Here is a 12,748-nt window from a genome sequence, read left to right as displayed (position 1 = left end):
CTCAATTCTTAAATGTAAGAAAACACAATAAGCCAACAAGAATGCTTAAAACAATAAGCGCCTTATAGCTTTTAAAGTCATGTTTTTTAGAAAAACACGGAATTTCTACATTCTGAGATCTGTAAAAAAACGCCCAAATCCTATATTCGGGCGCTCTCCTATTATTTTTTTATCAGTAGGCAAATTATTCAGCAACTGTTTCAGTTGTCATATTTGTTAACATAGCCTTAGCCATCTCGTTATTGCTAGATTTACGCCGCTCATCGACAATCAAATCATCACGAACCGTTGCAATACGGCGAATTTGAGCAATCGTACCACCTGTACCCGCAGGAATAAGGCGACCAACAATAACATTCTCCTTAAGACCTTGCAAAGTATCAATTTTACCAGAAACTGCTGCTTCAGTAAGTACTCTTGTTGTTTCCTGAAATGATGCTGCCGAAATAAACGACGGCGTTTGAAGAGATGCTTTTGTAATCCCAAGAAGAATGGGGGTACCCGATACAGGTTTTTTCCCTTCTGCAATCAAATTATCATTAATTTCATCAAGCTCTATACGATCTACATGATCACCCGCAATATAACCTGAATCTCCAGATTCAGTAATCTCAACCTTTTGTAACATCTGACGAACAATCACTTCAATATGCTTGTCATTAATTAAAACACCTTGCAAACGATAAACTTCTTGAATTTCATTAACAAGATAAGATGCCAAAGCCTCAACCCCCTTAATTGCTAAGATATCATGAGGTGCTGGATTGCCATCGAGGATATAGTCTCCTTTTTCAATTTGATCGCCCTCTTGGAAGTGAAACAATTTACCCTTTGGAATTAAATATTCTACTGGTTCAAGAGTTTCATCGTTTGGTTCGATGATAATACGACGCTTATTCTTATAACCGCGACCAAAACGAATGGTACCACTAACTTCAGCAATGATAGCATGATCTTTTGGACGTCGCGCTTCAAAAAGCTCAGCCACACGTGGTAGACCACCTGTAATATCTTTTGTCTTAGCACTTTCCATTGGCAAGCGAGCAATAACATCACCAGCCTTAACATGAGAACCAGGCTCAACAGAAAGAATAGTTTCTACTGACATCATATAACGGGCTTCGCCCCCCTTATACAATTTAGCAATGGTCTCACCTTTTTTATCTGTATGAATGATAATAGCTGGCTTTAGATCAGCACCACGGGGATTAGCGCGCCAATCAATCACCAAGCGCTTTGTAATACCGGTCGATTCATCAGCCGTTTCAGTAACTGATAAACCATCAATCATATCTTCAAAACCTACATAGCCTTCAACTTCAGTCAAAATTGGACGTGTATAAGGATCCCATTCTGCTATACGTTGCCCACATTTAACCACATCACCATCATCAACAAAAATATGCGCACCATAGCTAACACGATGCACTACACGCTCTTTTCCAGACTCATCCTTAATAAGGATAGCCATATTACGTCCCATAACCACCAAATGACCTTCAGAATTGCGAACCACATTGCGATTGCGAATTTCTACTATCCCTTCATAGGATGCTTCTAAATGAGATGAATCCACAACCTGCGCCGTTCCCCCCAAGTGGAAAGTACGCATAGTAAGCTGCGTTCCTGGTTCACCAATGGACTGAGCAGCAATAACACCAACTGCCTCACCCTGATTCACTGGTGTTCCACGTGCCAAATCACGACCATAGCATTTGGCACAAACACCAAGACGCGTTTCACATGTTAAAGCAGAGCGGATTTGAACTGATTGAATTCCAGCTTCTTCAATCTTAGCAATATCAGCTTCCTCAATCATCGCACCACCTTCAAGGAGAACCTCACCAGAAACGGGATGTAAAATATCAACAAGTGCTGTGCGACCAAGAATCCTTTGCCCAAGAGATGCAACAATTTGTCCTGCATCAACAATAGGCTGCATAGTAAGCCCCTTCGCAGTACCACAATCAACTGCTGAAATAATAGCATCCTGTGCAACATCAACAAGGCGGCGTGTTAGATAACCAGAATTTGCTGTTTTCAAAGCAGTATCGGCAAGCCCTTTCCGTGCACCGTGAGTTGAATTGAAGTATTCGTTAACGGTTAGACCTTCCTTAAAGTTTGAAATAATTGGTGTTTCAATAATTTCACCCGACGGCTTTGCCATCAACCCACGCATACCAGCTAACTGTTTCATCTGGTTAGCAGAACCACGTGCACCAGAATGCGACATCATATAGATTGAATTCATTGGCCGTTGACGACCTGTTTTAGGATCAAATTCAACAGCCTGAATACGCTTCATCATCTCATCGGCAACACGATCAGTACATTTACCCCACGCATCTACAACTTTGTTATATTTTTCGCCTTGCGTAATCAAACCGTCATTATATTGCTGTTCGTATTCTTTAGCTAAAGATTCCGTTTCTGCAACCAAACGCGACTTGCTATCAGGGATAACCATATCATCCTTGCCGAATGAAATTCCTGCACGACAAGCATAAGAAAAGCCAAGCTGCATAATACGATCACAGAAAATAACTGTCTCTTTTTGCCCACAGTGCCGATAAACCTGATCAATCAATTTAGAGATATTCTTTTTAGTCATTTCTTGATTGACAATATCAAACGAGATATTTGGATTTTTTGGCAAAAGCTCCCCAATGATCAAACGTCCAGGTGTTGTATCGTAAAGTTTAGCAACTTCTTTTCCATCTTCCCCTATATTTTTAACACGGCCCTTAATCTTCGTATGAAGAGTTATGACCTTATTTTCTAAGGCATGATGAAGCTCACCTATATCAGAAAAAGCCATTCCCTCGCCTGGTTCTTTTTCAGAAACAATCGAAAGATAATAAAGACCAAGAACCATATCCTGTGATGGAACAATAATCGGTGCACCGTTGGCTGGATGAAGAATATTATTGGTCGACATCATCAAAACACGCGCTTCAAGCTGTGCTTCAAGAGAAAGTGGAACATGAACCGCCATCTGATCGCCATCAAAATCCGCATTAAAAGCAGTACACACCAATGGATGAAGCTGTATAGCTTTACCTTCAATCAAGATGGGTTCAAAAGCTTGAATCCCCAAACGGTGCAATGTTGGCGCACGATTCAGTAAAACAGGATGTTCACGGATAACCTCATCTAAGATATCCCAAACTTCCGGATGTTCTTTCTCAACAAGTTTCTTTGCCTGTTTTACAGTTGATGAATATCCCTTCGCATCAAGACGTGCATAAATAAATGGTTTAAATAATTCGAGAGCCATCTTTTTAGGAAGACCGCATTGATGCAATTTTAACTCAGGGCCTGTCACAATAACAGAACGGCCTGAATAATCAACACGCTTTCCAAGTAAGTTTTGGCGGAAACGCCCTTGCTTACCCTTTAACATATCTGAAAGAGATTTAAGTGGACGCTTATTTGCTCCAGTAATCACACGACCGCGTCGACCATTATCAAATAATGCATCAACCGCTTCTTGCACCATACGCTTTTCATTGCGCACAATAATTCCAGGAGCACGCAATTCAATCAACCGTTTTAAACGGTTATTACGGTTTATCACCCGTCGATAAAGATCATTCAGATCCGATGTCGCAAAACGCCCACCATCAAGTGGAACCAATGGACGTAAATCAGGCGGAATAACTGGAATCGTCTTCATAATCATCCATTCTGGCTTATTGCCAGATTCAAGGAAATTTTCAACGATCTTAAGCCGCTTAATTAGCTTTTTCTGTTTTAACTCCGAAGTCGTCTCAGACAATTCGACACGTAAATCATTCGCAAGCTTCTCTAATTCCATGCTAGCTAGGAGCTCATAAATAGCCTCAGCCCCAATCATAGCTGTAAACTGATCTTCTCCAAACTCATCAATAGCAAGCATATACTCTTCTTCAGAAAGAAGCTGATGGAGCTTAAGGGATGTCAATCCTGGTTCCGTTATAATATAATTCTCAAAATAGAGAACCCGCTCAATATCCTTCAAAGTTAAATCTAAAAGTGTAGAAATGCGACCTGGCAACGATTTAAGGAACCAAATATGCGCAACAGGTGCCGCAAGCTCAATATGCCCCATACGCTCGCGACGCACGCGTGAAAGAGTTACCTCTACACCACACTTCTCACAGATAATACCCTTATATTTCATGCGTTTATATTTACCGCATAGACATTCATAGTCCTTAATAGGACCAAAGATACGCGCGCAAAAAAGACCATCACGCTCTGGCTTAAAAGTTCTGTAATTAATAGTCTCAGGCTTCTTGATCTCACCGTACGACCAAGACAAAATCTTCTCAGGGCTCGCAATGGAAATACGAATAGAGTCAAATGTCTGCGCTGGCGCCTGAGGATTGAAAAGATTCATGACCTCGTGGTTCATGCCGTTCTCCTTCAAAGATTCTTAGAACCCATTATTATCTCTCATTAATTTTATCACAGAGCTCATTTAAAACTATTTCTACTTTTTAAACTGCCTGTGATACCTTAATAAAAATTTCTTATTTAACTTCTCAAGACAATCAGAGCGCACTTCCTCTCGTGCGCTCTCCTTAAATTACTATTCTGCTGTATCAGATAAGGCTCGTTGTGCAATAAGCTCACGCGCGTCATCAAGTTCCACATTAAGAGCGAGTGAGCGCATTTCTTTTACTAACACATTAAAGCTTTCCGGTATACCCGCCTCAAATGTATCATCACCGCGCACGATAGCCTCATAGACTTTCGTTCGACCAGCCACATCATCCGATTTTACAGTCAACATCTCCTGCAAAGTGTATGCAGCACCATAAGCTTCAAGTGCCCAGACCTCCATCTCACCAAAACGCTGACCACCAAATTGTGCTTTACCACCTAATGGCTGCTGAGTAACAAGCGAATATGGTCCAATCGAGCGCGCATGAATCTTATCATCAACAAGGTGATGCAATTTCAACATGTAAATATATCCAACTGTCACGGGACGATCAAAAGGCTCTCCAGTACGACCATCATAAAGGGTAACCTGACCTGAGCTATCTAGTCCTGCATCTTCCAGCATCATGTTGATATCAGATTCATGCGCTCCATCAAAAACAGGCGTTGCAATTGAAACACCCTTCTTCATCTGCAGAGCCAATTTGTAAAGGCTTTCATTATCATACTGACGGACTGGTTCATTATGATTATTATCAGGCATCAGATTTTCGATACGCTGACGCAAAGGAAGTATATCCCCAGTCTCTTGATATAACTCGATCAAGTCGCCAATCTTCTTGCCCATACCAGCACACGCCCAACCAAGATGTGTCTCAAGAATTTGTCCAACATTCATACGACTAGGCACACCAAGCGGATTTAAGACGATATCAGCATGGGTTCCATCTTCAAGAAACGGCATATCTTCTACGGGAAGAATACGTGATACAACCCCCTTATTACCATGACGTCCTGCCATTTTGTCACCCGGTTGGATTTTGCGTTTTACAGCAACAAAAACCTTTACCATTTTCATGACACCAGGAGGCATTTCATCGCCTCTTTGGACCTTCTCAACTTTATCCATAAAGCGACGTTGTAATGCCTCTTTTGATTCATCATATTGCTTACGCAAAGCCTCAATTTCATTCTGAAGCTTTTCATCCTCAACAGCAAAGTGCCACCATTGCGAACGTGGATAGTGAGCCATCACCGTAGTATCAAGCTTCTTACTGCCTGAAAAACCTTTGGGACCTTCTACAGCAACTTTACCTGTCAACATATCAGAAAGACGTGCATAAACATTGCGATCAAGAATCGACTGTTCATCATCACGATCTTTAGCTAAACGCTCAATTTCCTCACGTTCAATTGCCATTGCACGTTCATCTTTTTCCACACCATGGCGGTTAAAAACACGAACTTCAACAACAGTTCCAAAAGTTCCAGGAGGCATTCGCATAGAAGTGTCACGAACATCTGAAGCTTTTTCCCCAAAAATGGCACGCAAAAGCTTCTCTTCTGGCGTCATAGGACTTTCACCCTTTGGCGTAATTTTGCCAACCAAAATATCACCAGGCTGAACTTCAGCACCAATATAGATAATACCAGCTTCATCAAGATTCCTTAACGCTTCTTCTGCAACATTAGGAATATCGCGCGTTATTTCTTCAGGCCCAAGTTTTGTATCACGTGCTGCAACTTCAAATTCTTCAATGTGAATCGAAGTAAAAACATCATCGGCAACAATGCGTTCAGATAACAAAATGGAATCTTCATAGTTGTAGCCATTCCAAGGCATAAATGCCACAAGAACATTTCGTCCAAGAGCTAAATCACCAAGGTCCGTAGAAGGACCATCTGCAATAATATCACCCTTCTCTATCCGATCCCCTACATGCACGAGAGGACGCTGATTAATACAGGTAGACTGATTGGAACGCTGAAATTTCTGCAAACGATAAATATCAACACCAGATTTTGACGGATCCAAGTCTTCTGTCGCACGGATCACAATACGCGTTGCATCGACTTGATCAACAATACCAGAACGCTTTGCACTAACGGCTGCCCCCGAATCGCGGGCAACAACGGATTCCATTCCTGTACCAACAAATGGCGCTTCAGCACGTACAAGTGGAACTGCCTGACGTTGCATGTTTGATCCCATCAATGCACGATTCGCATCATCATTTTCCAAAAATGGAATAAGAGCTGCTGCTACTGAAACCAACTGCTTTGGCGAAACATCCATCAAATCCACGTGATCACGCGGCGCCATCAAAACTTCACCGGCATGACGACAAACAACAAACTCTTCTGTAAAGCGCCCTTCAGCATCCAATGAAGAATTAGCTTGGGCCACATAATGCTTTGATTCCTCCATCGCAGACAGATAAATAACTTCTGTTGTCACTTTACCATCAATAATTTTGCGATAGGGACTTTCAATAAAACCATATTTATTAACCCGTGCGAATGTTGCTAAGGAGTTAATCAAACCAATATTGGGACCTTCCGGCGTTTCAATCGGACAAATGCGACCATAATGCGTAGGATGCACGTCACGCACTTCAAAACCTGCACGTTCACGGGTTAAGCCTCCTGGGCCAAGCGCAGAAAGACGGCGCTTGTGCGTAATTTCTGACAATGGATTGGTTTGATCCATAAACTGTGACAATTGCGAAGATCCAAAAAACTCGCGAACCGCTGCAGCCGCAGGCTTTGCATTGATCAAATCCTGTGGCATGACTGTATCAATTTCAACGGATGACATACGCTCTTTTATCGCACGTTCCATACGGAGCAAACCAATGCGATACTGATTTTCCATCAACTCCCCAACTGAACGAACGCGACGATTGCCAAGGTTATCAATATCATCAATTTCACCACGACCATCACGCAATTCAACCAACATCTTAACAACAGCAAGAATATCTTCTTGACGCAAAATGCGAACCGTATCTGGACAATCAAGATCCATACGTAAATTCATCTTAACACGCCCTACAGCAGAAAGATCATAACGCTCTGGATCAAAAAACAATGAATGGAACATAGCTTCTGCTGTATCCATTGTCGGCGGCTCACCGGGACGCATAACCCGATAAATATCAAATAATGCATCTTGCCGGCTTTCATTTTTATCTACTTTTAAAGTATTACGGATATATGCACCAATATTCATATGATCAATATCAAGGATATTAATTTGATCTGCGTTAACATCAAACAAAACCTTCAATATTTTTTCATCAATTTCATCACCAGCTTCAAGATAAATCTCACCTGTCTGATAATTAACTATATCTTCCGCAAGATAACATCCTAATAAATCGTCCTCACTAACTTTAACTGCTTTGAGACCTTTCTCGGCTAAAGATTTTGCAGCACGAAGCGTTAACTTTTTACCAGCCTCAGAAACAACTTCACCACTGTCTGCATCTACAAGGTCAGAAACAAGCTTCATGCCTTTAAAGCGTTCAATAGAATAAGGGATGCGCCATCCGTCTCCATCTCGCTCATAACTAACTTTATTATAAAAGGTCGACAAAATATCTGATGCATCCATCCCCAATGCCATCAAAAGACTCGTAACGGGAATCTTGCGTCGCCGATCAATACGAGCATAAATGATGTCCTTCGCATCAAATTCAATATCAAGCCAAGAACCACGATAAGGAATAACACGAGCAGCAAAAAGAAATTTCCCCGATGAATGCGACTTTCCTTTGTCATGATCAAAAAAGACACCAGGAGAGCGATGCATCTGTGAAACAATAACACGCTCCGTACCATTAACGATAAAAGTGCCATTCGTCGTCATTAAAGGCATATCGCCCATATAAACGCCTTGCTCTTTAATATCTTTGATATCTTTTGATCCAGTATCCTCATCAATATCAAAAACAATTAAACGTAATATCACCTTTAATGGCGCAGCATACGTCAAATCACGCTGGCGGCATTCTTCAACATCAAATTTTGGTAAATCAAATTCATAACCAACAAACTCAAGCATAGCTGTACCGGAAAAGTCCGAAATAGGAAATACCGATTTAAAAACAGCCTGCAAACCTTCATCTGGTCGCCCACCTTCCGGTTCCTCAATCATGAGAAACTGATCGTATGACGCTTTTTGAACCTCAATAAGATTTGGCATCTCTGCCACCTCAGGAATCTTACCGAAAAATTTGCGTACGCGCTTACGACCATTGAATTGAGACATCATCGCTAGGGTCTGAGCCATCGTCGCTCCTTGATTTTTACTCTCCAAGGTAGACTAAACCTTGAAAGCTTTATGTCATTAACCTGCACATGCAGAACAGTTCATCTGATACCCGATAATGGATACCACCCATTCGCTCCTTTAACACAAACCATTTACTCCTTGGCTCTATGATAAAGGAACTAGAAGCAAAACCTATACCCATTACAACCATTCGACCGCTGGGAAAAGGCTTCATTAATTATCTTCCTCCTTTTCAAGAGAAAGGAAATCGGCGAACATAAAAGCCCGCCGATAAAATAAAACTTATTTAAGTTCAACTTTAGCACCAGCAGCTTCAAGTTGAGACTTAATTTTCTCTGCTTCATCTTTAGAAGCACCCTCTTTAATAGGTTTAGGTGCTCCTTCAACAAGATCTTTAGCTTCCTTAAGACCAAGACCTGTAAGAGCTCGAACTTCCTTAATGACATTAATTTTTTGTGCACCACCCTCAACAAGAATAACATCAAATTCTGTCTTTTCTTCAGCAGCTGGAGCAGCGGCACCAGCAACAGCAGCAACAGCCACAGGAGCAGCAGCCGAAACGCCCCATTTTTCTTCGAGCAACTTAGAAAGCTCCGCAGCCTCTAAAAGAGTTAGATTAGAAAGGTCTTCTACGATCTTCGCTAGATCAGCCATTTTTACATTCCTTTAATTAAAAGATTTGAACCATTGTTAAAACTTATTCAAAAAAACAGAAAAGCATCAAAACTCTTCCATAAATATGAATACAAAACAGCCTTAAGCCGCCTTATCCTCCTGAGCATATGCTCCAATGACACGAGCAACCTGACCAGCAGGTGCATTAATAACCTGTGCGATACGGGTTGCAGGAGTAGAAATCATACCCACAAGCTTTGCTCGCAACTCGTTTAGTGAAGGCAATGCAGCCAACGACTTCACAGCATCTACACTCAAACTTGTTGCACCCATTGAACCACCAAGGATAACAAATTTGTCATTGTTTTTCGCAAAATCAACAGCAACTTTCGGTGCTGTAATCGGATCTTCTGAATAAGCAATAAGGGTTTGCCCAACAAACAAATCCATTATCGATTCAGATTCCGTGCCCTGAAGAGCGATTTTAGCAAGACGGTTTTTGGCGACTTTAACGGCACCGCCAGCTTCACCCATTTTCGAACGAAGATCGTTCATCTGTGAAACTGTCAGACCGGAATAATGCGCAACAACAACAGAACCAGACTTTTGAAAAGCCTCGTTAAGCCATGTAACAAATTCGCGTTTCTCCGCTCTATTCACTGTCTCTCTCCATTTAACAGATTTTCTAAAAAAAACCTGTTGGTTACCTTTGATAACATAAAATACCCTATGCTATCGATGAGGATCCTGTCCCCTTTTTCACGCAAAACGTTCAAAGGCAACCCTGGCTCAAACCCTTTAAGTCCTTTAACTTTCAGTTTTTACCCCAGTCTCATGTGGGTTTTTTCGATTAAGATACTTCAAATAGCATCACCCACAATCTCGGACAGGATATTCCGGAATTTCTTCCGGTATACCCTAAGCTCGTCAAAGCTTAGATAGCTCAATGCCGATAATAATCGACATTTTAAACATAATCTCGTTATTCACATACCCCAAAACAAAATTATAAATCTGTTTAAACTTGCTCAGAACGAACAGTTGCAGGATCAACTTTAATTCCAATCCCCATAGTCGACGAAACTGCAACGCGCTTAACATATTCACCTTTTGCACCTTGCGGCTTAGCTTTAATAACAGCACTAGCAAAAGCTTTAATATTTTCCACTATCTTTTCAACACCAAAAGAAGCTTTCCCTATACCAGCATGCACAATACCAGCTTTTTCAACGCGAAACTCAACAGCACCACCTTTAGAAGCCTTAACAGCACTAGCAACATCAAGTGTTACAGTACCAACCTTCGGATTTGGCATCAAACTGCGTGGACCAAGAATCTTACCAAGACGACCAACAAGAGGCATCATATCAGGCGTTGCAATACAACGATCAAAATCAATCACACCACCGTTAATACGCTCAAATAAATCTTCAGCTCCTACAATATCAGCACCAGCAGCCTTAGCCTCCTCAGCCTTATCGCCACGTGCAAAAACGGCAACACGAGTCTTTCGCCCCGTCCCATTAGGCAGATGCGCAACACCACGAACCATTTGATCAGCATGACGAGGATCAACACCCAAATTCATTGAAATCTCTATTGTTTCATCAAATTTAGCAACTGCACGCTCTTTAACCATCGAAACCGCATCTTTTAAAGCGTAAAGCTCATTAAAATTAATATCTTTGCGGATATTTTTTATTCTCTTTGCTACTTTTGCCATAACATTAGCCCACCACTTCCAAGCCCATAGAGCGAGCAGAACCTTCAACCATACGCATCGCCGACTCAATGTCATTTGCGTTAAGATCCTTCATCTTTGCTTGTGCAATTGAACGAATCTTATCACGAGAAATACTCCCTACAGACAATTTACCAGGTTCTTTTGAACCAGATTTTAAATTTGCTTCCTTCTTCAAGAAAAACGAGACAGGAGGTGTCTTCAAAGAAAATGTGAAAGACTTATCTTGGTAATAAGTGATAACAACTGGAATCGGCGCACCCTTTTCCATTTCCTGCGTAGCTGCATTAAATGCCTTACAGAATTCCATAATATTAATACCGCGCTGACCAAGAGCAGGACCAATTGGTGGAGACGGTGTAGCCGCTCCTGCAGGAACTTGCAACTTGAGCTGCCCTATACTTTTTTTTGCCATAACAATCTGCCTTCAATTTAACTGGTATACCGACAACTCACTTGTCTTCTACCCTCTGCAGTTAAGTGGTCCGGATCATCAAGCCGACAAAAGCTACAAATCACCTCCCACAAGTTACTCACAGTGATTAACATCACTCTAAGTTCATCAGAGTTTTTCAACCTGACCAAACTCTAAATCAACAGGCGTTGGACGCCCAAAAATCAACACCTCCACCTTAAGACGAGAACGCTCTTCTTCAACCTCTTGAACGATCCCATTAAATGAAACAAAAGGCCCATCGGCAACACGAACTTGCTCCCCAACCTCAAACAATACAGAAGACTTTGGAGACTCAACACCCTCCTGAACTTGTTTCAGAATTTGCTCAACCTCTCGATCAGAAATTGGAATGGGACGCGCATCTGATCCCAAAAAACCTGTTACCTTAGGAGTATTTTTAATGAGATGATAAACCTCATCTGTTAACTCAGCACAAACAAGAACATAACCAGGAAAAAACTTCCGCTCAGCATCAACCTTGCGCCCACGACGAACCTCTACAACACGCTCTGTAGGAACAAAAATCTTCTCAAACAGATGATCAAGCCCTTTTTGCTTCGCTTCCTTGTCGATAGCTTCTGCTACCTTTTTTTCAAAATTCGAATATGCTTGAACAATATACCAACGAGCAGCCACAGTCACACTTCCTTGCACTCTCAACTAAAAAGATATTTTAGAAGATCAATACCACGCCAAACACTAAAATGCATAAACTGATCCACAATAAAAAAGAAAACTGAGGCAAACGCAGTCACCAACAAAACCATAACAGTAGAAATGACAGTCTCACGACGCGTAGGCCATTTTACCTTAACTGTTTCTGCATACACTTGTTTTAAAAACGTTATTGGATTGGTTTTAGATGCCATCAGTCACACTATATTCTTTCTATATTCTTTTTAGCCTTATTGTGTCTTATACAATAAAATAAATACGATCAAAGTGCGAAAAGCCAATCTTCAGCCTTATGCAACTTCCTCATTCTCTACTCAATACAGATTCACAAACAAAAAAACAAGCCCCGTAGAAAAAAAAGCAAAGAAGGCAGTTTAAAATCCACCTCCTCAAAGCTAAAATATTATTCTCTTTTGGCAGGGGCAGCAGGACTTGAACCCGCGACCTGCGGTTTTGGAGACCGCCGCTCTACCAACTGAGCTATACCCCTAACTTTTAACGCCGCTTAACAACCTCTTAATAACAGAGGCGTTTC

The 12,748-nt window shown here is 41.5% G+C and carries 8 protein-coding genes and 1 tRNA gene; all 9 read right to left on the bottom strand.

What is annotated here, in order from left to right:
• Nucleotides 1–184: 184 nt before the first annotated feature.
• Entirely contained in the window at nt 185–4,396 is a 4,212-nt protein-coding gene (rpoC, locus tag AC0QT1_RS03820) for a DNA-directed RNA polymerase subunit beta' (RefSeq protein ID WP_473200918.1), read from the bottom strand.
• Between the two features lie 177 nt (nt 4,397–4,573).
• The gene (gene rpoB / locus AC0QT1_RS03815; RefSeq protein WP_473200917.1) at nt 4,574–8,722 is read right to left on the bottom strand and encodes a DNA-directed RNA polymerase subunit beta; all 4,149 of its coding nucleotides are present in this window, start codon (nt 8,720–8,722) and stop codon (nt 4,574–4,576) included.
• A gap of 285 nt (nt 8,723–9,007) precedes the next feature.
• Nucleotides 9,008–9,379 carry a 50S ribosomal protein L7/L12 gene (gene rplL / locus AC0QT1_RS03810; RefSeq protein ID WP_004860149.1) on the bottom strand — a complete coding sequence of 124 codons (372 nt, stop codon included), beginning with the start codon at nt 9,377–9,379 and terminating at the stop codon, nt 9,008–9,010.
• A 102-nt stretch (nt 9,380–9,481) separates the two neighbouring features.
• A complete protein-coding gene (gene rplJ / locus AC0QT1_RS03805) occupies nt 9,482–10,000 on the bottom strand; it encodes a 50S ribosomal protein L10 (RefSeq protein ID WP_473200916.1) in 519 nt (172 codons plus the stop codon).
• A 358-nt stretch (nt 10,001–10,358) separates the two neighbouring features.
• Nucleotides 10,359–11,063: a 50S ribosomal protein L1 gene (gene rplA / locus AC0QT1_RS03800; RefSeq protein WP_473200961.1), complete on the bottom strand. Its 705-nt coding sequence runs from the start codon at nt 11,061–11,063 to the stop codon at nt 10,359–10,361.
• 4 nt (nt 11,064–11,067) lie between these two features.
• Entirely contained in the window at nt 11,068–11,496 is a 429-nt protein-coding gene (rplK, locus tag AC0QT1_RS03795) for a 50S ribosomal protein L11 (RefSeq protein WP_473200915.1), read from the bottom strand.
• 147 nt (nt 11,497–11,643) lie between these two features.
• On the bottom strand, nt 11,644–12,174 hold the full coding sequence (gene nusG / locus AC0QT1_RS03790) for a transcription termination/antitermination protein NusG (protein WP_473200914.1): 531 nt from the start codon (nt 12,172–12,174) through the stop codon (nt 11,644–11,646).
• Between the two features lie 20 nt (nt 12,175–12,194).
• The gene (gene secE, locus AC0QT1_RS03785; RefSeq protein WP_473200913.1) at nt 12,195–12,407 is read right to left on the bottom strand and encodes a preprotein translocase subunit SecE; all 213 of its coding nucleotides are present in this window, start codon (nt 12,405–12,407) and stop codon (nt 12,195–12,197) included.
• 220 nt (nt 12,408–12,627) lie between these two features.
• A tRNA-Trp gene (locus tag AC0QT1_RS03780) sits at nt 12,628–12,703 on the bottom strand.
• Nucleotides 12,704–12,748 lie beyond the last annotated feature (45 nt).

It is taken from the genome of Bartonella sp. P12B (assembly GCF_055796185.1).
Note: the sequence above shows the minus strand (reverse complement) of the source record. Positions and strands in the feature narration are given on the sequence as shown.